A 23,523-nucleotide genomic window follows, 5' to 3' on the forward strand; every position below is an offset into this window, starting at 1 on the left:
AAGTTACTTTGAGAAGTTAGCTTCATGTGTGAAACTCTTTCCTTTTTGGTTTTGACTAGCTTTTTTGTGAAAAATTGTGTAAAATAGAATAGATAAACGAGGGGAAACCTCGGAAAATTTAAAGGAGAATCCATCTAATGGTAAAATTGGTTTTTGCTCGCCACGGTGAGTCTGAATGGAACAAAGCTAACCTTTTCACTGGTTGGGCTGATGTTGATTTGTCTGAAAAAGGTACACAACAAGCGATTGACGCTGGTAAATTGATCAAAGAAGCTGGTATCGAATTTGACCAAGCTTACACTTCGGTATTGAAACGTGCGATTAAGACAACTAACTTGGCTCTTGAAGCTTCTGACCAATTGTGGGTTCCAGTTGAAAAATCATGGCGTTTGAACGAACGTCACTACGGTGGTTTGACTGGTAAAAACAAAGCTGAAGCTGCTGAACAGTTTGGTGATGAGCAAGTTCACATCTGGCGTCGTTCATACGATGTATTGCCTCCAAACATGGATCGTGATGATGAGCACTCAGCTCACACAGACCGTCGTTATGCTTCACTTGACGACTCAGTAATCCCAGATGCTGAAAATTTGAAAGTGACTTTGGAACGTGCCCTTCCATTCTGGGAAGATAAAATCGCTCCAGCTCTTAAAGATGGTAAAAACGTATTCGTAGGAGCTCACGGTAACTCAATCCGTGCCCTTGTAAAACACATCAAAGGTTTGTCAGATGACGAAATCATGGACGTGGAAATCCCTAACTTCCCACCATTGGTATTCGAATTCGACGAAAAATTGAACGTTGTTTCTGAATACTACCTTGGAAAATAAGCTTTTCTTTTTTAAAAGAATTGTTGCAGAATCAGATTGTTTAGAAATAAACAATTTGATTCTGACTAAGAACCACCTTGGAAGTATCAAGTTGTGAGATGGGTAGGATTTTAATTAGTTTCTACTAGTGTATTTGTAGTTAAAAAAATATATACTGTGAGTATGAGGCTGGGACAAAAGTCTAACCTTAAATATAAAAAGCGAACAAAACGAGTTATCTGACATTCAGAATTCTGTCTTGTTCGCTTTTCTGTCTAATCTATCGATTTTAAAAATTTATAGTAGATTGAAATTGAAATAGTACACTACGACTTCTAAAACATTGCTAGAAATTAAATTGACTTTCTTAACAGATTTGTTCACATTTTATTTCAATCTACTACAAAATCAAAATTTTTTTGTCCCAGCCTCCTACTTTTTCTACTTACCTTGATATTAAATATAAAAAATGAAATAAGAACTAAACGATTTAGTATTTGAATTCAAATCAATTTATAACAATAATTTAGAATACAAGTTGTACTGCTTTAAATTCAGTCTATTATAGTATAGAGGAATGAGATAAAAACTGACCAAATTGATTAGGAAATTCAAACCAATTTCTAATAATATTTTAGGGACTGCAGTATATTATACTAAATTAAATTGACTATGATACTCAATGAAAATCAAAAAGCCAACTAGCTACAAATTACTCAAAGATGTTCTTTGAGCTTATATATAGAACTGATGTGCTTTGCAGAAGTATAAGCCATCGATATTGTTCTGGTTCAGACTATATCAATTAAGTATATGCCATTATAAACGATTGTTTTTGAAAATGGAAGCAACGATGTTGGATTGAATGAATCTACCTAGGCTATATTTTCTAAGAGAGTTGATAAAAATTCAAAGGTTTGATATAATGATTGTTGTAAAGTGTAAGCTGAAAAGAAGGATAGAATATGAGGAAAATTAGGACCAAATCTACAATGTATATTACATTGTTACTGACATGGTTGGCATTGCTATTGCTTGTGATGCCAGCATTTATTCACACCGTTAGAGACGCCAGTGAGTATCAAGGAGTATTGAGGCCTTTGGTATTGGTATTAGTTGTATTGAATGCCTTATTTATTAGCTATTTTTGGTTAAATGGTCTAAAGGATATTATATACGTCTCGACATTTTATCTCAATAAGTATATATATATATATGGAAATAATTTTAAAAAAAGTAGTTCAATTTCTGAAGATAAAAAAGTAATCTTGCTATATTGTACCGCTAATGATTTTGTTCCAGAGTGTTTAGCAGAATCAATGCAACAAGATTACGTAAATTTTGAAACAGTTATATTAGATGACTCCAAATCAGAGGTTTATAAACAGCAGGTAGATGAGTTTGCTAAAAAATACAATGTTTCTGTTATCAGAAGAGATGATCGAAATGGCTTTAAGGCTGGTAATATCAATAATTATTTAAAAAATAAAAATGATTATGATTACTTTGTTTTATTAGACAGCGATGAGATTATTCCTTCAAATTTTATAAAAAAATCATTGGCTTATTTCGAGAAGAATAGAAATTTAGGAATTCTACAAGCGACTCACGTTGCGTCTAGGAACAGAAATCTTTTTATGGATACCTTAGCGATTGGAGTAGATTCTCATTGGCCAGTGTATCAAAATGTGAAGCATCGCTATGGTTTTTTATCACTATTAGGTCATGGTGCTATGATTAGTAAAGACTGTTACCAAGCAGCTGGAGGATTTCCACATGTTGTCGCTGAAGATTTGTGTTTCAGTATTGAATCCAGAATTAAAGGAGATTACCATGTAGGATTTGCTGACGATATTGTTTGTCAGGAAGAATATCCGGTAGACTATTTAGCCTTTAAAAAACGGCATTCTAAATGGACGCAAGGAAATATGGAATTTATTAAAAGATATACTCCAATTATTTTAAAATCTAAACTAAAATGGCAGGAGAAGTTAGATATTATATTATTTACATATAATTTACCTCTAACGGCAGTTTTTGCTTTTTATATCGTTATGAATCTAATTTTATTTCCATTACTACATTATAAATTAGAGTACCCAGCATGGCTTTTAATTCCAACCTTTATCTTTTTATTGGCTCCAATGTCTAATGATATTATTTTTTATAGTAGAAAAATAAATATTTTTCAACTTATATTCTATCTTTTTACCTCATTTATGCTATTTGGTTCTATGTTTTATGTTAGTTTGGTTTCCTCATTTAAATCTATATTTGGAAAGAAAGCAGTTTTCTTAGTGACACCAAAAGATACACGAAAAATTACAGTGTTAGAAGCTCTGAAATTTAATTATAAAGAAATAATTTTTGCGTGTATTTTGATGATGATATCCTTTTTGACATCGGGAAATATTTTGCCGGTCATATTGATCGTTATTCCAAGCTTATTTTCTCCTGTACTAACGTTATATAGTAATTATAGGTTAAAAAAATAAAGCTATCCCTGAGCAATTATTTTAATAGGATTGTAAGTCTAGGATTGATTTCTAGGCTTTTTATGTTAGTATGGTAGTATGATAAGGAATAAAAAACAAGATTATGTATTGGCCTACAAGCAACCAGCTTCAAGAACATATAAGGGTTGGGAAGAAGAGGCCTTACCGATAGGCAATGGTTCTTTAGGGGCAAAAATATTTGGGCTTATAGGGGCTGAACGGATTCAATTCAATGAAAAAAGTCTCTGGTCTGGTGGTCCACTTCCTGATAGTTCAGATTATCAGGGTGGAAATCTTCAGGATCAGTATGCTTTTTTAGCTGAGATTCGGCAGGCTTTGGAAAAGAGAGATTACAATCGGGCTAAAGAACTGGCTGAACAGCACCTAGTCGGGCCAAAAACGAGTCAATATGGGACCTATCTGTCCTTTGGGGATATTTTTATTGAGTTCAGCCAGCAAGGTATGACTTTGTCTCAGGTGACGGACTATCAGAGACAGCTGAATATTAGTAAGGCACTTGCGACGACTTCTTATGCCTATAAGGGAACGCGATTTGAACGTGAAACCTTTGCCAGTTTTCCAGATGATCTCTTGGTTCAACGTTTTACTAAGGAAGGGTTGGAAACTCTAGATTTTACTATAGAACTATCCTTGACCCGTGATTTGGCTTCTGATGGAAAGTATGAACAGGAAAAATCTGATTACAAGGAGTGCCAGTTAGATATTACTGATTCTTATATCTTGATGAGGGGACGGGTTAAGGATAGTGATCTGCAGTTTGCGAGTTATCTAGCTTGGGAAACGGATGGAGACATTAGAGTCTGGTCAGATAAGGTTCAGATATCAGGAGCCAGTTATGCCAATCTTTTCTTGGTAGCTAAGACGGATTTTGCCCAGAATCCTGCTAGCAATTATCGCAAGAAACTAGATTTGGAGCAGCAAGTAAAGGACTTGGTGGAGACAGCTAAAGAAAAGGGCTATGCCCAATTGAAATCAAGGCATATTGAGGACTATCAAGCCTTATTCCAGCGTGTTCAATTGGATTTGGGAGCTGAAGTTGACGCATCCACTACAGATGATTTGTTAAAAAATTATAAGCCACAAGAAGGGCAGTCTTTGGAGGAGCTGTTCTTCCAGTATGGACGGTATTTATTGATTAGTTCTTCTAGAGATTGCTCAGATGCTCTACCAGCTAACCTACAGGGAGTCTGGAATGCGGTCGATAATCCTCCTTGGAATTCAGACTATCACCTGAATATCAATCTGCAGATGAATTATTGGCCAGCCTATATTACTAATCTCCTAGAGACAGCCTTTCCGGTCATCAACTATATAGATGATTTGCGTGTCTATGGTCGTCTAGCGGCTGCAAGGTATGCAGGAATCGTCTCTCAGGAAGGGGAGGAGAATGGTTGGTTGGTTCATACTCAAGCGACTCCCTTTGGTTGGACGGCACCTGGTTGGGATTACTATTGGGGTTGGTCACCAGCTGCCAATGCGTGGATGATGCAAACTGTTTATGAAGCCTATACATTTTACAGGGACCAAGACTATCTCAGGGAGAAAATTTATCCCATGTTGAGGGAAACGGTTCGTTTTTGGAATGCCTTTTTACATAAGGATCAGCAGGCGCAGCGTTGGGTCTCTTCTCCATCTTATTCGCCAGAACATGGGCCGATTTCGATTGGCAATACCTATGACCAATCTCTGATTTGGCAGTTATTTCATGATTTTATTCAGGCTGCTCAGGAATTGGGACTGGATGAGACTTTGTTGACTGAGGTCAAGGAGAAGTTTGACTTGCTTAATCCTCTTCAAATCACTCAATCTGGTCGAATCAGGGAGTGGTATGAGGAGGAAGAGCAGCATTTTCAAAATGAGAAAGTGGAGGCCCAGCATCGGCACGCTTCCCATCTGGTGGGACTCTATCCTGGAACTCTCTTTAGCTATAAGGGACAAGAGTATCTTGAAGCGGCGCGTGCTAGCCTCAGTGATCGTGGAGATGGGGGTACAGGCTGGTCTAAGGCCAATAAGATCAATCTTTGGGCGCGTCTAGGAGATGGCAATCGAGCCCATAAATTATTAGCAGAGCAGTTAAAGTCATCCACCTTGCCAAATCTTTGGTGTAGCCACCCTCCTTTTCAGATAGATGGTAATTTTGGTGCTACTAGTGGCATGGCAGAAATGTTACTCCAGTCTCATACAGCTTATCTGGTACCTCTAGCCGCCCTACCCGATGCATGGTCAACAGGTTCCGTTTCAGGCTTAATGGCACGTGGACATTTTGAAGTTAGCATGAGGTGGGCGGATAAAAAACTCTTACAGTTGACCATTTTATCAAGAAGTGGGGGAGATTTGCGAGTCTCTTATCCAGATATTGAAAAAAGTGTGATTGAAGTGAATCAAGAAAAAATAAAAGCGAAATGCATGGGGAAAGATTGTATTTCAGTGGCGACAGCAGAAGGTGATTTTGTTCAATTTTATTTTTAAGAAGGTGATAGAAGGCAGTAATTTGATACTGCCTTTTAATAAGGATTTAAGAATGTAAGCAGTTTCCAACTAGTTGAAAAAGCGTTATAATGGTAGTAGGAAGTAATTTGTTTGAGAGAGGGTGGGTATTATGGCTTATATTGAGATGAAACACTGTTACAAGCGTTATCAGGTTGGGGACACGGAGATTGTGGCCAATCGTGATGTGAATTTTGAAATTGAAAAGGGTGAATTGGTGATTATCCTTGGTGCGTCAGGTGCAGGTAAGTCAACAGTTCTCAATCTCCTAGGGGGAATGGATACCAATGATGAAGGGGAAATCTGGATAGATGGTGTTAATATTGCAGACTATAGTTCCCACCAGAGGACCAATTACCGTCGTAATGATGTCGGCTTTGTTTTTCAATTTTATAATCTAGTTTCCAATCTAACCGCTAAGGAAAATGTGGAACTGGCCTCTGAAATCGTGACAGATGCCTTGAATCCTGAGCAGGTCTTGACAGATGTAGGTCTGGCTCATCGTCTCAATAATTTCCCAGCCCAGCTGTCTGGAGGGGAGCAACAGCGAGTCTCCATTGCACGCGCAGTAGCCAAAAATCCTAAAATCCTCCTTTGTGATGAACCGACTGGTGCCTTGGATTATCAGACGGGCAAGCAAGTCTTGAAAATTCTCCAAGATATGTCTCGTCAAAAGGGAACGACGGTGATCATCGTGACTCATAATAGCGCGCTAGCTCCTATTGCTGATCGCGTGATTCATATGCACGATGCCGGTGTCAAGGATGTGGTGATCAACCAGCATCCTCAGGATGTTGACAGTTTGGAGTACTAGCATGATCAAGCGAAAAACTTATTGGAAGGACTTAATTCAGTCCTTTACAGGCTCCAAGGGGCGTTTTTTATCCATCTTGACCCTGATGATGTTGGGATCTCTAGCCTTAGTAGGTCTCAAAGTGACTAGTCCCAATATGGAGGCGACCGCCAATGCTTATTTAACAACTGCTAAAACCTTGGATTTGGCAGTCATGTCTAACTATGGCTTGGATCAAGCAGATCAAAAAGAACTAGAACAGATAGAGGGCGCAGAGGTCGAGTTTGGCTACTTGACAGATGTGACTATGGATAATGGGCAAGATGCTATTCGGCTGTATTCCAAGCCAGAGCGAATTTCAACCTTTCATCTCAGAGAGGGACGACTTCCTCAGTCAGACCAGGAAATCGCTTTGGCCAATCATCTGCAGGGGCAATATCGATTAGGACAGGAGATTAGTTTTAAAGAAAAAGAAGGCGGTCATTCCTCTTTAAAAAATCATACATATACCATTACTGGTTTTGTGGATTCGGCTGAAATCCTTTCCCAGCGAGATATGGGCTACGCAGGAAGCGGAAGCGGGACTCTGACAGCATACGGGGTGATTTTGCCTAGCCAGTTTGATCAGAAAGTCTACAATATAGCTCGTTTGAAATATCAAGATTTAGCAGGCTTAAATGCCTTTTCAGAAGCTTATGAAGAAAAATCCAAGCAACATCAGGAAGAACTTGAACAAGCTTTGTCAGATAATGGCAAGGCACGTCTGCAACTCTTGAAAAAAGAAGGCCAAGAGTCTCTCGATAAGGGGCAAGAAACTCTTGACCGAGCTCAGGCTAATTTGCAGGAAGGCAAGAGTCGTTTGGCAGCTGCTCAAGCTCGTATACAGGCTCAAGAAAGTCAACTGGCCTTGCTTCCTCAAGCCCAGAGAGAGCAGACCAGTGCTCAACTTACTCAAGCCAAGCAGGAATTGGGCAAGGAAGAGGACAAACTAAAGCAGGCTGAACAAAGTCTAGCTCAAGAAAAGGAAAAATTAGAAAAACATCAGCAAGTCTTGGATGATTTGGCTGAGCCCAAGTATCAGGTCTATAATCGTCAGACCATGCCTGGTGGTCAGGGCTACCTCATGTACAGCAATGCTTCAGCCAGTATTCGGGCAGTGGGCAATATCTTTCCTGTAGTGCTTTATGCCGTAGCAGCTATGGTGACCTTTACAACCATGACTCGTTTTGTGGATGAAGAGCGAACTCATGCAGGGATTTTTAAGGCCTTGGGCTATCGTAGTAAGGATATTATCGTCAAGTTTCTCCTCTACGGTCTAGTAGCTGGGACTGTAGGAACAGCTCTAGGTAGCATACTTGGACATTATTTACTAGCAGGTGTGATTTCAAGTGTCATTACAAAAGGCATGGTGGTGGGAGAAACCCAGATTCAGTTCTATTGGACCTATAGCTTACTGGCTCTTGTCTTGAGTTGGTTGGCGAGTGTGCTACCAGCCTACTTGGTAGCTCGTAGGGAACTTCATGACGAAGCAGCCCAGCTTTTATTGCCTAAACCTCCTGTTAAAGGAGCTGAAATCTTACTAGAGCGCATCGGTTTTATCTGGCGTCGTCTCAGTTTTACCCATAAGGTAACAGCCCGTAATATCTTCCGTTATAAACAGCGGATGTTGATGACGATCTTTGGTGTGGCAGGTTCAGTCGCTCTGCTCTTTGCAGGTTTGGGAATTCAATCCTCTGTAGCAGGAGTTCCGTATAGACAGTTTCAACAAATCCAACAGTATCAAATGATTGTCTCTGAAAATCTTAGTGCGACCAATCAAGACAAGGAAAATCTAGAAGAAGTGTTGAAAGGTCAGGCTATTCAAGCCTACCAGAAAATTTATTCTAAGACGCTAGACAAGGATTTTAAAGGCAAGGCTGGTCTTCAGACTGTTACTCTTATGATGACAGAGAAGGAGGATTTGACTCCCTTTATCCATCTGCAACATCATCAGCAGGAGCTGACATTAAAAGATGGCGTCGTTATTACAGCTAAACTTGCCCAGCTGGCAGGTGTCAAGGTTGGACAAACTCTAGAAATTGAAGGTAAGGAATTAACGGTTGCTGCCATTGCTGAGAACTATGTTGGTCACTTTATTTATATGAGTCAGGCTAGCTATGAGCAAATTTACGGACAGGTGCCCCAAGCTAACACTTATCTGGTCTCGCTAAGGAATACCAGTGCGTCTAGTATCGAAAGTCAGGCAGGTTTACTCATGAATCAATCTGCGGTATCCAGTGTCGTCCAGAACGCTTCAGCCATTCGACTCTTTGACTCCGTCGCTAGCTCCCTCAATCAGACCATGACCATCTTAGTTATCGTGTCGGTTCTATTGGCTATCGTTATCCTCTACAATCTGACCAACATCAACGTAGCTGAGAGAATCCGTGAACTCTCCACTATCAAGGTTCTCGGTTTTCATAATAATGAAGTCACCCTCTACATTTACCGTGAGACGATTGTGTTGTCCCTTGTGGGAATCGTCCTTGGTCTCGTAACTGGTTTCTATTTACACCAGTTTTTGATTCAAATGATTTCACCAGCGACTATTCTCTTTTATCCACAGGTAGGCTGGGAAGTCTATGTAATCCCAGTGGCAGCAGTAAGCATCATTTTGACCTTGCTTGGTTTCTTCGTTAATCATCATTTGAGAAAGGTTGATATGCTTGAAGCCTTGAAATCTGTAGAGTAATACTCTTCGAGAATCTTTTCAAATCAGGTTAGTTTCCATCTCCAACCTCAAAGCAGTGTCTTGAGTAACCTGTGGCTAGATTCCAGTATAAGGTAGTTGTTTTTATCAGATTGGACTTGTATTTACTCGTAAACAAAAATCCTCCGTTTCAAAGAGTGGGGAACTCTTTGTGACAGAGGATTTTTTCTATAGGGCTTTAGCAGCTGCAATTGCGGCTTCGAAGTTTGGCTCAGAATTGATATTGTCCACGTATTCAACGTAGCGAATCGTATTGTCAGTATCGAGGACAAAGACCGCGCGTGCCAATAGATGCCACTCATTGATTAAGAGGGCATAGTCACGTCCAAAGGAATGGTCGAAATAGTCTGAGAGCATGATGGCATTTTCAATACCTTCAGCACCACACCAACGTTTTTGGGCAAAAGGTAGGTCCATAGAAACAGTCAAGACAACCGTATTGTCCAGTCCAGCCAGTTCTTCATTAAAACGACGCGTTTGAGTTGAGCAGATACCTGTATCGATAGAAGGCACGACACTCAAGACTTTTTTCTTTCCATCAAAATCAGCCAGAGATTTTTTAGAAAGGTCTGTTGTAGTGAGAGAAAAATCAAGCGCCTTGTCGCCGACTTGTAGTTGTTTACCTGTAAAGCTCACAGGATTTCCGAGAAAAGTTACCATAGGATACTCCAATCTTTTTTCTTCCATTTTAGCTGAAACAGCCGGAATTTTCCAATGATTTGACCGGAAATGTGGGCATAGAAAAAACGCCAGCTCATGTGAGAATGACGTTTTCATAGGATTATTTTGCCAATCCTTCAGCAATCTTGTCAAGGTTGTATTTCATCATGCTGTAGTAGCTGTCGCCTTCTTTACCTTGTTCTGCGATAGAGTCAGTAAAGATTTGTGCGTAGATTGGGATGTTTGTGTCTTGTGAAACAGTCTTCATTGGACGGTCATCCACACTTGATTCTACAAAGAGTGAAGGAACTTTTGTTTGGCGAAGTTTTTCAACCAAGGTCTTGATTTGTTCAGGTGTTCCTTCTTCTTCAGTATTGATTTCCCAGATGTAAGCACTTGGGACACCATAGGCTTTAGAGAAGTATTTGAATGCTCCTTCGCTGGTTACAATGAGTTTCTTTTCAGCAGGGATGTTATTAAATTTATCCTTACTTTCTTTATCAAGTTTGTCTAACTTATCAGTATATTCTTTGAGATTTTTTTCATAGAATTCCTTGTTGTTAGGGTCTTTGGCGCTCAATTGTTTGGCGATATTTTTAGCAAAGATAATCCCATTTTCAAGGTTGAGCCAAGCGTGTGGGTCTTCTTTACCTTTTTCATTTTTTCCTTCAAGGTAGATGACTTCAACCCCTTCGCTGACTGCAAAGTAGTCTTTGTTTTCAGTTTTCTTAGCATTTTCTACCAATTTTGTAAACCAAGCATTGCCACCTGTTTCAAGGTTGATACCGTTATAGAAAATGAGGTCTGCCTCAGAAGTTTTCTTAACATCTTCAGGAAGTGGTTCGTATTCGTGTGGGTCTTGCCCAATCGGAACGATACTATGAAGATCAATTTTGTCACCAGCAATATTTTTAGTAATATCAGCGATGATTGAGTTTGTAGCAACAACTTTTAGTTTTTGACCAGAAGCTGTATCTTTTTTTCCGCTAGCACATGCTACAAGAGCAATAACAGAAAGAAAGAGAACGAGTAATGTACCTAATTTTTTCATTAGATCCTCCAATTTATTGGGGCTTTACCCCTTATTTTAACAAATGTTTATTTTTTAGTTTCAAATATCGTTGTTTTGGAGCGATAAAGAAGCTAATGAGAAAGAAACTAGCGGCTGTAAGCACGATACTAGAACCTGCCGCAACATTAAAACTATAGCCAATAAAGAGTCCCAAAACTGAAGCAGTAGCTCCAAAGGTTGAGGAAAGGAAAATCATACTTTTCAGGCTATTAGCATAGAGATAAGCAGTTGCAGCTGGGGTAATCAGCATGGCTACAATCAGGATAGTTCCGACACTTTGCATGGCTGTCACAGACACGAGAGTCAAGAGTACCATGAGAAGGTAGTGATAGAAATTGACAGGCATTCCCATGGCTTTAGCCAAGAGTTCATCAAAGGAAGTTATCAAGAGTTGCTTGAAGAAAATCCAGATTAACAAGAGAATGACTGCCCCAACACCCATAGTAATAAACATATCCGTATCTTGGACGGCTAGGATATTACCAAAAAGGATATGGAAAAGGTCAGTTGAACTTTTAGCGACACTAATCAAGATGATACCGAGGGCTAAGAAAGAAGAAAAGGTAATGCCGATGGCGGTATCGCTTTTGATAATCGAGTTCCCCTTGATGTAGGTAATGATGATGGCAGCTAGCAATCCAAAGACAATGGCTCCGATAAAGAAGTCAAGGCCCAAGATAAAGGAGAGGGCTACACCTGGCAAGACAGCATGTGAAATGGCATCTCCCATGAGTGACATCCCGCGTAGGATGATGAAACATCCCACAGCTCCAGCTACGACCCCGATGACAATGGCTGTTATCAAGGCATTTTGTAAGAAATGGAATTTTTGCAATCCATCGATAAATTCTGCAATCATAGGTCACCTCCATTGAAAAATAGTCGATTACCGTAAGCTTCTTTGAGATTGGCTTCGGTAAAGGTTTCTTTGGTTGGACCAAAGGCAATCACTTCTCGATTGACAAGCAAGACTTGATCGAAGTAGTGGGCAACCTTGCTGAGGTCGTGGTGGACGATGAGAACCGTCTTCCCAGCTTTTTTCAGATCTCTCAGCGTATTCATGATGATTTCCTCACTAACAGAGTCAATCCCAACAAAGGGTTCATCCAAGAGGATATAGTCGGCTTCCTGTACCAAACATCTGGCAATCAAGACCCGCTGGAATTGACCTCCAGACAGTTGACTGATTTGCCGTTCAGCGTAGTCAGCTAGACCGACGATTTCAAGGGCTTCTTTCACTTTCTTCCAATGTTTAGCCTTTAAACTTCGAAAGAGAGGGATAGAGGGAAAGAGTCCTAACGAGACGCATTCCTTGACCTTGATGGGAAAGTTGTAGTCGATATTGATTTTTTGTTCGACATAGGCAATTCGGTGTAAGGATTTTTTAACTTCCTTGTTATCGAGAAATGCCTGACCTTGATGTGGGATAATTCCCAGCATCCCTTTTAATAATGTTGATTTTCCAGCACCGTTTGGGCCAATGATACCTGTAATTGTCGGTCCATGGAGCACTAGTGAAATATCCTTAAGTGCCAACGTTTCTTTGTAGGAGACACTGAGGTTTTCGATACGTATCATAAACTTATATTCCTCCTGTCTCTTAATATACATTAAAAAAAAAATTAAGTCAAGTTAATTTTTCAAAAAATTAAAATAATAACTGAAAAACAATAGAAAACATCAGTTCATTTTTAATTGCATTCCCAAGCAATTTTTGTTAAGTTAAAAACAAGTACAAATGAAAGCGAGAACAAGATGACACGTTATCAAGATGATTTTTATGATGCTATCAATGGGGAATGGCAACAGACAGCTGAAATTCCAGCAGATAAGTCTCAAACGGGAGGTTTTGTTGATTTAGACCAGGAAATTGAAGATCTGATGCTGGCGACAACAGACAAGTGGTTGGCAGGAGAAGAGGTGCCTGAGGATGCTATCTTGGCAAACTTTGTCAAATATCACCGCCTAGTTCGTGATTTTGACAAGAGAGAAGCTGATGGTATCACACCTGTCTTACCACTTCTTAAAGAATTCCAAGAATTGGAGACTTTTGAGGATTTTACAGCTAAACTAGCAGAGTTTGAGCTTGCTGGCAAACCTAATTTCCTTCCTTTTGGTGTATCGCCAGACTTTATGGATGCCAGAATCAACGTTTTGTGGGCTAGCGCTCCAAGCACGATTTTGCCAGATACGACCTACTATGCTGAAGACCATCCTCAGCGCGAGGAGCTCTTGACTTTGTGGAAAGAAACCAGCGCAAATCTTCTCAAGGCTTATGATTTCTCTGATGTAGAAATTGAAGACTTGCTAGAGAAAAGACTAGAATTGGACCGTCGAGTTGCGGCAGTAGTGCTTTCTAATGAAGAAAGTTCAGAGTATGCTAAACTTTACCATCCATATGATTACGAAGATTTCAAAAAATTCGCACCTGCCCTACCTTTGGATGACTTCTTCCAAGCTGTTCTTGGACAAGTACCAGATAAGGTTATCGTAGACGAGGAACGTTTTTGGCAAGTAGCAGACCAATTCTATAGTGAAGAGGCATGGCCTCTCCTCAAGGCAACCTTAATTTTAAGTGTTGTGAATCTCTCAACCAGCTATTTAACAGAAGAAATCCGTGTCTTGTCAGGTGCCTATAGCCGTGCGCTTTCAGGAGTTCCAGAAGCCAAAGACAAGGTCAAGGCAGCTTATCAACTAGCACAAGGTCCTTTCAAACAAGCCTTGGGTCTCTGGTATGCCCATGAAAAATTCTCTCCAGAGGCTAAGGCGGACGTGGAGAAAAAAGTGGCAACTATGATTGATGTCTATAAGGAACGCTTGGCTAAAAATGACTGGCTGACTCCTGAAACTCGTGATAAGGCCATCGTCAAACTCAATGTCATCAAGCCTTATATTGGTTATCCAGAAGAATTGCCAGAACGCTATAAGGACAAGGTAGTGGATGAAACTGCCAGTCTTTTTGACAATGCTCTAGCCTTTGCGCGTGTGGAAATCAAGCACAGTTGGAGCAAGTGGAACCAGCCTGTAGACTACAAGGAATGGGGCATGCCTGCTCATATGGTCAATGCTTACTACAATCCACAGAAGAACCTGATTGTCTTCCCGGCGGCTATTTTACAGGCACCTTTCTATGACTTGCATCAGTCATCTTCTGCTAACTACGGTGGTATTGGGGCAGTTATTGCCCATGAAATTTCCCACGCCTTTGATACCAACGGAGCTTCCTTCGATGAAAATGGTAGTCTCAAGGACTGGTGGACAGAGAGTGACTATACTTCCTTCAAGGAGAAAACACAAAAAGTTATTGACCAATTTGATGGGCAAGATTCTTATGGAGCAACCATCAACGGTAAATTAACTGTATCAGAAAACGTGGCTGACTTGGGAGGAATCGCTGCAGCGCTTGAAGCAGCTAAGAGAGAACCAGACTTCTCAGCAGAAGAGTTCTTCTACAACTTCGGTCGCATCTGGCGCATGAAAGGTCGTCCAGAATTTATGAAACTTTTGGCTAGCGTTGATGTGCACGCACCAGCTAAACTCCGTGTCAATGTACAAGTACCAAACTTCGATGATTTCTTTACAACCTATGATGTCAAAGAAGGAGACGGTATGTGGCGTTCGCCAGAAGAGCGCGTGATTATTTGGTAATGCAAAAAATCTAGTCATCAGAAAAAAGGCATTCAATCAGGTGTGAAAACCTTGTTTGGATGCCTTTTATAGTGGAAAAACTGCTGGATAGTGTACTTAAAATGCGATAGACATTGTCACCATCTTGCTAGAAAAAGGGATTGAAGGTCTTTTCATGAGCGATGGTTGTAGCTGGACCATGCCCTGGATAGACATCGTAGTTTGGTAGGGTGAAGAGTTGGGTCTGGATACTATGAAGGAGTTGCTCTGTACTACCAGTCGGAAGATCCGTCCGTCCGATTGTTTCACGGAACAGAGCATCACCTGTCAAGACCAAATGAGCTTGCGGAAAGACGATAGAAACACCACCGATAGAATGCCCTGGTGTTGGCAAGACAGTGAAACGAAATTCCTCTAGTTGGTATTCTTCGTGAAAGATAAAAGTGTGCTCTGCAGGTTTTGCGACCACATCTGCCATATCATCGTGGCGAGGTAGCCCAGAGAGATTATCGACAGGAGTATAGAGCCAGCTGGCTTCGCTCTCTGCGACATAGACAGGAGGATTGCCAAAAGTTTCGCGAACCAAGTCCAGACTCATGATATGGTCATAATGGGCGTGGGTCAAGAGAATGGCACAGATCGGTTTGTTGATCTTCTCTATTGTCTGACGAATGGCTTCCCAATGACTACCAGGATCTACCACGATGAGGTGTTTTTCACCTTCTAGGTAATAGGTATTTTCATAGGCAACAGGATTCACGGTTTTATGGATTTTCATATTGGCTCCAATCTCAAAGAATGTACTAAATTAAGTATAGCACAGTTAGGGAGAATAGGTAAGGATTTAGAATGAACTTAAAAACCAGCATGACTGGATGAAGACAGGCTGGTTATCAATTTATCAATATTTGAGAGGTGTCAATTGCCCTTCATAGGTTGCATAAACTCCGTCATTAGCTTGTTTGATAGATGTGATGTTTAGAGTGCCACCGTAGTTGGCTTCTCGTTTATCGCTATATTCACTATAAGTTATCCTATTGGGCAGGTTCTGGTCGTTAGTATAGTATTGAACGACTGTTTTTTTATAGCCTTGCTGGCTGAATAGAAACAGGCAGCTAACTCCTAACACTAGGAGAGCAAAGATAGAAATAGCAGTTTTTTTCATAGGTGTTCTCCTTATAAACTAAAGGATAAAAGAAAGTATCTTGAGGATTTTAATTCCAAAATCCAGTCAAGGTACCAGTGTATGTGACACGAGTTCCACCGTTTGATCTTCGTACACTGTCTATTTCAAGTGTTCCTTTGAAGGTTGAATGGAAACTATCATTATATTCTGAATAGTAGATAGTTGGTGGGATGTAACCATCATCGTTATAGTATTTTGTTACTGTTTTACTATAACGATGAGAATATATACGCTCATAACGAGGACCTTCAAAGTTATTTGTTGTACTAGTTTCAGCAGCAGTGATTGGAACGGTAATAGATAGAGCAGTAGCTCCTAATAGTGTTAGTACAGTTTTTTTCATAGAATACTCCTTTGTAAAACGACGTCATTCAACTATATTGACTTGAATGAAAAGGTGATAAGGATAGGGAGTTAAATTATATTTAGGTTACAATATGGTTTCCGTTCTTCTATCTCTCCTTCTATCACCTAAATAGAAAATCTAACTGTACAATGTATTATAAAAAAATATTTCAGAATTGTCAAGCAATTCTGAAATATTTTTTTCCTATTCTGTTCCAATCTAGTTTTCATATTCTTAAAAAAGTGATAAAATGGTAGGAAGAATTGGAGAGTAGAGATGCCAAAAGAAGTGAATTTAACAGGCGAAGAAGTTGTCGCTTTAACCAAAGAATATTTAACAGAAGAGGATGTCCACTTTGTCCATAAGGCCTTGGTCTATGCGGTGGAATGCCACAGTGGTCAGTATCGCAAATCAGGCGAGCCTTATATCATTCATCCTATCCAAGTGGCAGGTATTTTAGCCAAGCTCAAGCTGGATGCCGTAACGGTAGCTTGCGGTTTCTTGCATGATGTGGTGGAGGATACAGATGCGACCTTGGACGATTTGGAAAGAGAGTTTGGTCCTGATGTGCGGGTAATCGTAGATGGGGTTACCAAACTTGGGAAGGTCGAGTACAAATCTATCGAGGAGCAATTAGCGGAAAATCATCGTAAGATGCTCATGGCCATGTCTGAGGACATCCGCGTTATTTTGGTCAAACTGTCTGACCGCTTGCACAATATGCGGACGCTTAAACACCTTCGAAAAGACAAGCAAGAGCGCATTTCTAAAGAAACCATGGAAATCTACGCCCCACTTGCTCACCGTCTGGGGATTTCCAGTGTCAAATGGGAATTGGAAGACCTGTCTTTCCGTTATCTCAACCCAACGGAGTTTTACAAGATTACCCATATGATGAAGGAAAAGCGCAGAGAGCGTGAAGCCTTGGTGGATGAGGTGGTCACAAAATTAGAAGAATATACGACAGATCGTCACCTAAAAGGGAAGATTTATGGTCGTCCCAAGCATATTTACTCGATTTTCCGCAAAATGCAGGACAAGAGAAAACGGTTTGAGGAAATCTATGACCTGATTGCCATTCGTTGTATTTTAGATACCCAAAGTGATGTTTATGCCATGCTTGGTTATGTGCATGAGCTTTGGAAACCCATGCCTGGCCGCTTCAAAGACTATATCGCCAACCGCAAGGCCAATGGTTACCAGTCTATCCATACGACTGTTTATGGGCCAAAAGGGCCGATCGAATTCCAAATTCGGACCAAGGCTATGCACGAGGTGGCTGAGTACGGGGTTGCGGCTCACTGGGCTTATAAGAAAGGCGTTAAGGGCCAGGTCAACAGCAAAGAATCAGCTATTGGGATGAACTGGATTAAGGAGATGATGGAGCTCCAAGACCAGGCCGATGATGCCAAGGAATTTGTTGATTCAGTTAAGGAAAACTATCTGGCTGAGGAGATTTACGTCTTTACTCCAGATGGAGCTGTCCGTTCCCTTCCAAAAGATTCAGGACCGATTGACTTTGCCTATGAAATCCATACAAAAGTTGGGGAAAAAGCGACGGGTGCCAAGGTCAATGGCCGTATGGTTCCTCTGACAACCAAGCTCAAGACAGGGGATCAGGTTGAAATTGTCACTAACCCCAACTCCTTTGGACCTAGCCGTGACTGGCTCAATATGGTCAAGACCAGCAAGGCGCGTAACAAGATTCGTCAGTTCTTTAAAAACCAGGATAAGGAATTGTCTGTCAACAAGGGTCGTGAGATGCTGATGGCTCAGTTCCAAGAAAATGGCTATGTGGCCAATAAATTCATGGACAAGCGCCACATGGATCAAGTGCTACAAAAGACCAGCTACAAGACAGAAGAATCTCTCTTTGCGGCTATTGGTTTTGGCGAAATCGGTGCTATTACCGTCTTTAACCGTCTGACTGAAAAGGAACGCCGTGAGGAAGAACGTGCCAAGGCCAAGGCGGAGGCCGAAGAACTTGTCAAAGGTGGCGAGGTCAAGGTTGAAAATAAAGAAACCCTCAAGGTCAAGCATGAGGGTGGTGTGGTCATTGAAGGTGCTTCTGGTCTCCTCGTGCGGATTGCCAAGTGTTGTAATCCTGTTCCTGGTGACGATATTGTCGGCTATATTACCAAGGGCCGTGGTGTGGCTATTCACCGTGTGGACTGTATGAACCTGCGTGCCCAAGAAAACTACGAGCAACGTCTCCTTGATGTGGAATGGGAAGACCAGTACTCAAACTCAAATAAGGAGTATATGGCCCATATTGATATTTACGGTCTCAACCGTACAGGACTGTTGAACGATGTACTGCAAGTTCTTTCAAACACAACCAAGAATATATCAACAGTCAACGCCCAACCAACTAAGGATATGAAGTTTGCCAATATCCATGTGTCCTTTGGCATTGCCAACCTCTCTACATTGACCACGGTTGTGGACAAGATTAAGAGTGTGCCAGAAGTCTACTCTGTCAAACGGACTAACGGTTAATTGCCCGAGCTCTTACTAGAAAGGCTATTATGAAAATCATTATCCAACGGGTTACAAAAGCCCAAGTGAGTATCGAAGGTCAGATTCAGGGGAAAATCAATCAGGGGCTCTTATTGCTGGTTGGTGTAGGACCAGAGGACCAAGAGGAAGATTTGGACTATGCTGTGAGAAAGCTTGTCAACATGCGGATTTTTTCAGACGCAGAAGGCAAGATGAACCTGTCTGTCAAAGATATTGAAGGAGAACTCCTTTCTATTTCTCAGTTTACCCTCTTTGCGGATACTAAGAAAGGCAATCGTCCAGCCTTTACAGGTGCAGCCAAGCCTGATATGGCATCAGACTTCTATGACGCTTTCAATCAAAAATTAGCGCAAGAAGTACCCGTTCAGACAGGTATCTTTGGAGCGGATATGCAAGTTGAGCTGGTCAATGACGGACCAGTTACCATTATCCTAGATACTAAAAATAGATAAGAAAGACCAAGCCCAGTCGGCTTGGTTTTTCTCATCTATCATAAAATACTCCAAAATGAAATCGTTTCTTGATAGGCTTTTGGGAAGTCTCTTTTCAGTCTTTGGCTTATGCGATAGGAAGAGATGAGATGTCCTAGGATTAGGAGAGTTCCCTGAAGGAGAAGTGGCACACCACTCAAACATATCAAGGAGAGAATGATCAGGCTATCCCATAGAAGGATTTGTAAGGCAAAATGCCAGAATTTTGGTCTAATCTGGGAATAGAGGTGACTAAAGTGGTCACAAAGCTGGTTTGAAAGATAGGCCAATAGCACAGGGTGAAAGAAAATGAGCCAACCACTATAAATTAAAATCCAATCCCAAGTGAGCCCCTCTTTAAATGTCAAAAATGCCAGCATAATTCCATCGATGGCAAGGAGCTCAATGGTTTTGATGAAGATGATTTTTTTCATGCTAAAACCTCCTTTTTTCATCTGTTAGTGACGTAATATTGAATATAATTATTATACAATATTTAGTTGGAGTGTGAAAGCGTTTACTATCTTTTTTCTTTGAAACAAAGTATAAATTTCTAATTATCTTTTTATATTTTCTTAAATGCTCGTAAAGCCTTATTCTATGTGCTTTCGAGTATTTTTACTGTAGGAAGATACTTCACGTTTCTTTGCATATTTCCTCATGTCTTAGCTGTCAGAAGTGGTAAATAAGTAGTAAATTCATTTGTACTACTAAGCAACAAGACGCTCCTGTTGCTTCTCTTTATTCAAGCGTTTCATTTCTGCCATTGCAGAATCGAATGTTGCATGTGCGTAATAGTTCAGCGTCATGGCTATATTAGCATGTCCCATAATGTACTGTAATGCCTTTGGATTCATTCCTGCATTTGCATAGTTGGTACAGAATGTATGTCGCAAACTATGTGGAGTGATGTGTGGCAATTTATCCTCGTTATACTTATTGTATTTCTTAACAAGACCTTTCATCATGCCGTTGTAATCACTTGCCACTTTTGGATAGTTCTTTCTATTAAGAAAGAGGAAATCACTATATCCATCAATCTCAACACGCTTATCATTCTTTCGATTCGCTAACACTCGCTTAAATGCTTGATAGGCTTCTTCAACCATAGGAACTTGACGTTCGCCACTTTTGGTCTTTGGTGTTTCAATGTAGTACCCAATTTCAGTATCTCTCAATAGCTGATGGTCTATATTGACAAGACGATTCTCAAAATCTAAATCTGGAAGTGTCAAACCACCAAACTCTGAAATACGAAGACCTGTTTTTAAGAGTATCAGAATTTCATCATAATTTTTGCTGTAGGTTTTATCAGCTTTTGCAAAGGCTAACAGTTTTTCTTCCTGTTCTTCTGTTAGTACGGTCTTAGGGACAGTATCATCATCAAGAACTGCTTTCAGTTGAAAGTCAAATGGATTCTTCCGAACACAATCATCTTGTATAGCAATATAGAATGAAGCCTTTAAAGAACGTTTGTAGTTATTGATGGTTTGATAAGCATAACCATTTTCACTCATTCTAATAGCCCATTCTTTAGCGTCTGATGGCTTAATACTGTCAATACTTCTTACACCTAACTTGTCTTTCTTCAAAATATCCATAAGATATTTGCGTCCAGTTTCAGTGTTTTTTCTAACCTTTGGTCTTTGAGCGTTCTGTTTTGCGTAAAGCTGGCAGAGTGTCATTTTCTTTCCTACAACATCAATACCATCATGAATGTCTTTCTGTAACTCTGCGATTTTCTCTCTAAGTGAGATACAATCACGCTTTCCTGCTGGTACTCGGTCTGTAGCCACAAGTTTCCACGAGTAAACAAATTGCGGTTCTCCAAATGAATCTATATATTTGTATAAGTATCTTCCGTCTTTTCGTTGGCTCTCTCCAGTCTTTAAGATTCGACCTTTATTGTCACGTCTTTTTTCTGACATGGCATTTGCTCCTTTCCTTTATGGAAAGAGCCTTGATACGACTTAATACTATTTTATCATATACAAGACCCTTTGGCGACGCTAGATTGCGTCCAATGTATCTATAATTTTTTCAAATTGTTTTCGTTTAATCTGAATACGATTGCCATTCATAATCAGCCAATTTGCATTTTTATTTTCCTCTGCCAAGCGTCGTAGCTTGTTTTCGCCAATACGAAAATATTTTGACGCTTCTTCAATGGTTAGGGTATAACGTTCCCAAATAGGAATGTCAGTCTGCTTCATAAAATCCTCCTTTCCAAATCACTTATTTGGATTTCATAAAAGTTGTTTTACCAGCAATCGAACAGCTTTAGCAAAGCTCACGGGAGTTCCACCCCTGCATGGTTCTCATGTAGCCATACTCATTGCCTGCGACGGTTTTATCACGCTCGGACTATTGACTGTATGGGAGTATCATTATCACGATAAGAATGTCGTTGCAGGCAATCCTGCTAAAGATTGCTTCTCGGATCACTAACATGAATCGCTCGCTATCTTTATAAGATAGGTCATGGCGGTTAGTTCCGTTGGCTCTTTTCTTATCGAAACGTATTCGATTACTTTTATTCAGTTTTCAAAGAACAATGGCTCGTTAGCCTATCAAAACACATTGAAAGCTCAATATGCTTTGGTGGAATAACAAACCTCCCTGTTCGGGAAGCGTGGAATGGTTTAGCACGCTTCCACGAAAGGAGAGAGGATATTACTTAATTTCAAATGACAAAATCTTTGTAATCAGTCTGGTTTCCATTCTTCCACGTAAGACTTCATCAACGACCATACTTTGATTGCCATATTCATCTTTCATAAGTCGTAGGGAACGCTTCGTTATGTACCCTCTGTAATGATGTAGAATCTGGTTAATCGCTTCGGTATCGCCATCTGTTGCCTTTACAATGAGAGGAAAGGGAATCATAGGATATTGTGTTTTCATTCTTCAAATTCCTCCATAAACTTTTTAATTAAGGCTAGTCCACTGGTTCTATGCCGATAGACAGTAGAACGGTTCAATTTCAACAGGTCTGCAATTTCTGAATCGCTCATGTCCATAAAGTAAAACAGCAGTAGAATTTCACGTTTCTTGTCTGGCAACTCACGTAATGCTTCACTCAACAAATCATTTTCAACGCCTACTGATAACCCATTGAGTGTAAAAATCTGAAAGTCAGTTGAATAGTTATCTGTTGTCGCAAACTGGCTAACAAGATAATCGCCAACATCCGAAAAGGACACCTCACGCTTTGCAATCCTTGAAAGATAAAGCATATAATTCTTTCGCTCGTCTTCCATAGCACGTTTACAGATATAGTCAAACTGATTTTCTATTGTGGTCTGAAAAGAAGATGGTTTCATGTTTCTCACCCCCTTTCTGTCTAGGAAAGGAAGTGAGCCTTGCTCGTTTATCTCCTTTCACTCTTAGTCCCAATGTGAAAGGGGGATTTGTTGCATTACTGATAAATAAACTTTGTAAAAAAGTTCTGAATAGCCAAAAAAGCATATAAACAGATTTATTTCTCTGTTTACATGCTTCTGTTATTCTATCTATATGATTTATAAAACCACATTGGTGGACGTACTTATCTATTGCAGATAGACGACTTTTTTTGACAAGAACCCAATGTAAGGAAATTTATTGTATATGATGTACTTCATGGCGACGTTGACCTCCAACAAACCGCCATTTGGAAGTAATATACAATATTTTAACAGCGTAAATAGCACTACCATATAACGGTTTTTTTTATTGGCGTTTAGTAGTGCTTTTTATTAAATATAAACCTATAAACCATATAACACGTTTTTCTATACCTGTTTTTAATTCAGTAGGAACAATAAAATGTATAGAGGTGGTCTACTATGCGTAAAAAAGAAGATAAATATGATTTTAGAGCCTTTGGTTTAGCCATTAAAGAAGCTCGATTGAAACGAGGTTTAACTCGTGAACAAGTGGGAGCATTGATTGAAATTGACCCACGGTACTTAACTAATATTGAAAATAAAGGGCAACACCCCAGCATACAAGTTCTTTATGACCTTGTATCGTTACTTCATGTTTCCGTTGATGAATTTTTCTTACCTGCTAATAACTTGGTAAAAAGCACCCGACGATTACAGATAGAGAAATACATGGATAGCTTTACAGACAAAGAACTATCCTTAATGGAATCTTTAGCCAGCGGTATCAACGAAGCAAGAAACATCGAAGACTAATTAAAAGAATCCATACATAACGGAAAGAGCCGATAAAATGAGATTGTATTAATCTCATTTTATCGGCTCTGCGTCTTTGCGTCTGGCTCTGTAATCACAGTTACTTT

General features: G+C 40.1%; 22 protein-coding genes. 10 read left to right on the forward strand and 12 right to left on the reverse strand.

From position 1 onward, the window contains the following. Window positions 1–137 precede the first annotated feature (137 nt). The 5 genes from HT722_RS09810 (at window position 138) to HT722_RS09830 (ending at window position 9,336) form a co-directional block, all read left to right on the forward strand. Window positions 138–830, forward strand: coding sequence for a phosphoglycerate mutase (locus HT722_RS09810; RefSeq protein WP_000240129.1), 693 nt, complete (start codon window positions 138–140; stop codon window positions 828–830). Window positions 831–1,801: 971 nt separating this feature from the next. Further along, window positions 1,802–3,304, forward strand: a complete 1,503-nt coding sequence (locus HT722_RS09815) for a glycosyltransferase family 2 protein (protein WP_173278814.1) — start codon at window positions 1,802–1,804, stop codon at window positions 3,302–3,304. Window positions 3,305–3,382: 78 nt separating this feature from the next. Further along, on the forward strand, window positions 3,383–5,794 hold the full coding sequence (locus tag HT722_RS09820) for a glycoside hydrolase family 95 protein (protein ID WP_173278815.1): 2,412 nt from the start codon (window positions 3,383–3,385) through the stop codon (window positions 5,792–5,794). A 130-nt stretch (window positions 5,795–5,924) separates the two neighbouring features. Then, complete coding sequence (locus HT722_RS09825; RefSeq protein WP_173278816.1) at window positions 5,925–6,626, forward strand: ABC transporter ATP-binding protein; 702 nt, start codon at window positions 5,925–5,927, stop codon at window positions 6,624–6,626. A 1-nt stretch (window position 6,627) separates the two neighbouring features. Next, complete coding sequence (locus HT722_RS09830) at window positions 6,628–9,336, forward strand: FtsX-like permease family protein (RefSeq protein ID WP_173278817.1); 2,709 nt, start codon at window positions 6,628–6,630, stop codon at window positions 9,334–9,336. 186 nt (window positions 9,337–9,522) lie between these two features. Here HT722_RS09830 and tpx read toward each other — a convergent pair whose 3' ends face one another. The 4 genes from tpx to HT722_RS09850 form a co-directional block, all read right to left on the reverse strand. After that, window positions 9,523–10,014 (reverse strand): thiol peroxidase, encoded by a 492-nt coding sequence (gene tpx / locus HT722_RS09835; RefSeq protein WP_000256026.1) that lies wholly within the window; start codon window positions 10,012–10,014, stop codon window positions 9,523–9,525. Between the two features lie 121 nt (window positions 10,015–10,135). After that, entirely contained in the window at window positions 10,136–11,065 is a 930-nt protein-coding gene (gene psaA, locus HT722_RS09840) for a metal ABC transporter substrate-binding lipoprotein/adhesin PsaA (protein ID WP_138704798.1), read from the reverse strand. Between the two features lie 31 nt (window positions 11,066–11,096). Beyond that, window positions 11,097–11,945 (reverse strand): metal ABC transporter permease, encoded by an 849-nt coding sequence (locus HT722_RS09845; RefSeq protein WP_125455935.1) that lies wholly within the window; start codon window positions 11,943–11,945, stop codon window positions 11,097–11,099. Next, complete coding sequence (locus HT722_RS09850; protein ID WP_173278818.1) at window positions 11,942–12,664, reverse strand: metal ABC transporter ATP-binding protein; 723 nt, start codon at window positions 12,662–12,664, stop codon at window positions 11,942–11,944. Before HT722_RS09850 ends, HT722_RS09845 begins: the two co-directional genes overlap by 4 nt. 177 nt (window positions 12,665–12,841) lie before the next feature. Here HT722_RS09850 and pepO point away from each other — a divergent pair, with 177 nt between their 5' ends. Then, entirely contained in the window at window positions 12,842–14,734 is a 1,893-nt protein-coding gene (pepO, locus tag HT722_RS09855; protein ID WP_173278819.1) for an endopeptidase PepO, read from the forward strand. A gap of 127 nt (window positions 14,735–14,861) precedes the next feature. On the opposite strand, the gene HT722_RS09860 is transcribed toward pepO, so the two are convergent. From HT722_RS09860 to HT722_RS09870, 3 genes are all read right to left on the reverse strand, one after another. Further along, entirely contained in the window at window positions 14,862–15,491 is a 630-nt protein-coding gene (locus tag HT722_RS09860) for an MBL fold metallo-hydrolase (protein ID WP_112443929.1), read from the reverse strand. 123 nt (window positions 15,492–15,614) lie between these two features. After that, complete coding sequence (locus tag HT722_RS09865; protein WP_306416189.1) at window positions 15,615–15,842, reverse strand: hypothetical protein; 228 nt, start codon at window positions 15,840–15,842, stop codon at window positions 15,615–15,617. 85 nt (window positions 15,843–15,927) lie between these two features. Continuing rightward, window positions 15,928–16,242 carry a hypothetical protein gene (locus tag HT722_RS09870; protein WP_016397434.1) on the reverse strand — a complete coding sequence of 105 codons (315 nt, stop codon included), beginning with the start codon at window positions 16,240–16,242 and terminating at the stop codon, window positions 15,928–15,930. A 279-nt stretch (window positions 16,243–16,521) separates the two neighbouring features. On the opposite strand from HT722_RS09870, the gene HT722_RS09875 reads away from it, so the two are divergent. Both HT722_RS09875 and dtd read left to right on the forward strand, forming a co-directional pair. Continuing rightward, on the forward strand, window positions 16,522–18,744 hold the full coding sequence (locus HT722_RS09875) for a bifunctional (p)ppGpp synthetase/guanosine-3',5'-bis(diphosphate) 3'-pyrophosphohydrolase (RefSeq protein WP_173278820.1): 2,223 nt from the start codon (window positions 16,522–16,524) through the stop codon (window positions 18,742–18,744). A 29-nt stretch (window positions 18,745–18,773) separates the two neighbouring features. Beyond that, window positions 18,774–19,217 carry a D-aminoacyl-tRNA deacylase gene (gene dtd, locus HT722_RS09880; protein WP_173219879.1) on the forward strand — a complete coding sequence of 148 codons (444 nt, stop codon included), beginning with the start codon at window positions 18,774–18,776 and terminating at the stop codon, window positions 19,215–19,217. Between the two features lie 38 nt (window positions 19,218–19,255). Here dtd and HT722_RS09885 read toward each other — a convergent pair whose 3' ends face one another. The 3 genes from HT722_RS09885 to HT722_RS09895 form a co-directional block, all read right to left on the reverse strand. After that, complete coding sequence (locus tag HT722_RS09885) at window positions 19,256–19,669, reverse strand: hypothetical protein (protein WP_173278821.1); 414 nt, start codon at window positions 19,667–19,669, stop codon at window positions 19,256–19,258. 276 nt (window positions 19,670–19,945) lie between these two features. Further along, on the reverse strand, window positions 19,946–21,163 hold the full coding sequence (locus tag HT722_RS09890) for a tyrosine-type recombinase/integrase (protein ID WP_001291561.1): 1,218 nt from the start codon (window positions 21,161–21,163) through the stop codon (window positions 19,946–19,948). An 81-nt stretch (window positions 21,164–21,244) separates the two neighbouring features. Continuing rightward, the gene (locus HT722_RS09895) at window positions 21,245–21,448 is read right to left on the reverse strand and encodes an excisionase (protein ID WP_000814511.1); all 204 of its coding nucleotides are present in this window, start codon (window positions 21,446–21,448) and stop codon (window positions 21,245–21,247) included. Between HT722_RS09895 and HT722_RS10625 the strand changes: the two genes are divergently transcribed. After that, a complete protein-coding gene (locus HT722_RS10625) occupies window positions 21,432–21,683 on the forward strand; it encodes a hypothetical protein (RefSeq protein ID WP_001845478.1) in 252 nt (83 codons plus the stop codon). The genes HT722_RS09895 and HT722_RS10625 overlap by 17 nt on opposite strands. Window positions 21,684–21,908: 225 nt before the next feature. Here HT722_RS10625 and HT722_RS09900 read toward each other — a convergent pair whose 3' ends face one another. Both HT722_RS09900 and HT722_RS09905 read right to left on the reverse strand, forming a co-directional pair. Then, the gene (locus HT722_RS09900) at window positions 21,909–22,139 is read right to left on the reverse strand and encodes a helix-turn-helix domain-containing protein (RefSeq protein ID WP_000857133.1); all 231 of its coding nucleotides are present in this window, start codon (window positions 22,137–22,139) and stop codon (window positions 21,909–21,911) included. Further along, window positions 22,136–22,558: a sigma-70 family RNA polymerase sigma factor gene (locus HT722_RS09905; protein WP_000804885.1), complete on the reverse strand. Its 423-nt coding sequence runs from the start codon at window positions 22,556–22,558 to the stop codon at window positions 22,136–22,138. The genes HT722_RS09900 and HT722_RS09905 overlap by 4 nt, the downstream gene beginning before the upstream one ends. Before the next feature lie 504 nt (window positions 22,559–23,062). Between HT722_RS09905 and HT722_RS09910 the strand changes: the two genes are divergently transcribed. Then, complete coding sequence (locus HT722_RS09910; RefSeq protein ID WP_001227347.1) at window positions 23,063–23,416, forward strand: helix-turn-helix transcriptional regulator; 354 nt, start codon at window positions 23,063–23,065, stop codon at window positions 23,414–23,416. Window positions 23,417–23,523 lie beyond the last annotated feature (107 nt).

This window comes from Streptococcus sp. 53 (assembly GCF_013276565.1).
Taxonomy (GTDB): Bacteria; Bacillota; Bacilli; order Lactobacillales; family Streptococcaceae; genus Streptococcus.

Excerpts from the sequence above, each read along its gene's own strand:
- HT722_RS09810 (WP_000240129.1), top strand. The coding sequence starts at position 138 with ATGGTAAAATTGGTTTTTGCTCGCCACGGTGAGTCTGAATGGAACAAA.
- HT722_RS09815 (WP_173278814.1), top strand. The coding sequence starts at position 1,802 with ATGTATATTACATTGTTACTGACATGGTTGGCATTGCTATTGCTTGTG.
- HT722_RS09820 (WP_173278815.1), top strand. The coding sequence starts at position 3,383 with ATGATAAGGAATAAAAAACAAGATTATGTATTGGCCTACAAGCAACCA.
- HT722_RS09825 (WP_173278816.1), top strand. The coding sequence starts at position 5,925 with ATGGCTTATATTGAGATGAAACACTGTTACAAGCGTTATCAGGTTGGG.
- HT722_RS09830 (WP_173278817.1), top strand. The coding sequence starts at position 6,628 with ATGATCAAGCGAAAAACTTATTGGAAGGACTTAATTCAGTCCTTTACA.
- tpx (WP_000256026.1), bottom strand. The coding sequence starts at position 10,014 with ATGGTAACTTTTCTCGGAAATCCTGTGAGCTTTACAGGTAAACAACTA.
- psaA (WP_138704798.1), bottom strand. The coding sequence starts at position 11,065 with ATGAAAAAATTAGGTACATTACTCGTTCTCTTTCTTTCTGTTATTGCT.
- HT722_RS09845 (WP_125455935.1), bottom strand. The coding sequence starts at position 11,945 with ATGATTGCAGAATTTATCGATGGATTGCAAAAATTCCATTTCTTACAA.
- HT722_RS09850 (WP_173278818.1), bottom strand. The coding sequence starts at position 12,664 with ATGATACGTATCGAAAACCTCAGTGTCTCCTACAAAGAAACGTTGGCA.
- pepO (WP_173278819.1), top strand. The coding sequence starts at position 12,842 with ATGACACGTTATCAAGATGATTTTTATGATGCTATCAATGGGGAATGG.
- HT722_RS09860 (WP_112443929.1), bottom strand. The coding sequence starts at position 15,491 with ATGAAAATCCATAAAACCGTGAATCCTGTTGCCTATGAAAATACCTAT.
- HT722_RS09870 (WP_016397434.1), bottom strand. The coding sequence starts at position 16,242 with ATGAAAAAAACTGTACTAACACTATTAGGAGCTACTGCTCTATCTATT.
- HT722_RS09875 (WP_173278820.1), top strand. The coding sequence starts at position 16,522 with ATGCCAAAAGAAGTGAATTTAACAGGCGAAGAAGTTGTCGCTTTAACC.
- dtd (WP_173219879.1), top strand. The coding sequence starts at position 18,774 with ATGAAAATCATTATCCAACGGGTTACAAAAGCCCAAGTGAGTATCGAA.
- HT722_RS09885 (WP_173278821.1), bottom strand. The coding sequence starts at position 19,669 with ATGAAAAAAATCATCTTCATCAAAACCATTGAGCTCCTTGCCATCGAT.
- HT722_RS09890 (WP_001291561.1), bottom strand. The coding sequence starts at position 21,163 with ATGTCAGAAAAAAGACGTGACAATAAAGGTCGAATCTTAAAGACTGGA.
- HT722_RS10625 (WP_001845478.1), top strand. The coding sequence starts at position 21,432 with ATGTCAGTCTGCTTCATAAAATCCTCCTTTCCAAATCACTTATTTGGA.
- HT722_RS09895 (WP_000814511.1), bottom strand. The coding sequence starts at position 21,448 with ATGAAGCAGACTGACATTCCTATTTGGGAACGTTATACCCTAACCATT.
- HT722_RS09900 (WP_000857133.1), bottom strand. The coding sequence starts at position 22,139 with ATGAAAACACAATATCCTATGATTCCCTTTCCTCTCATTGTAAAGGCA.
- HT722_RS09905 (WP_000804885.1), bottom strand. The coding sequence starts at position 22,558 with ATGAAACCATCTTCTTTTCAGACCACAATAGAAAATCAGTTTGACTAT.
- HT722_RS09910 (WP_001227347.1), top strand. The coding sequence starts at position 23,063 with ATGCGTAAAAAAGAAGATAAATATGATTTTAGAGCCTTTGGTTTAGCC.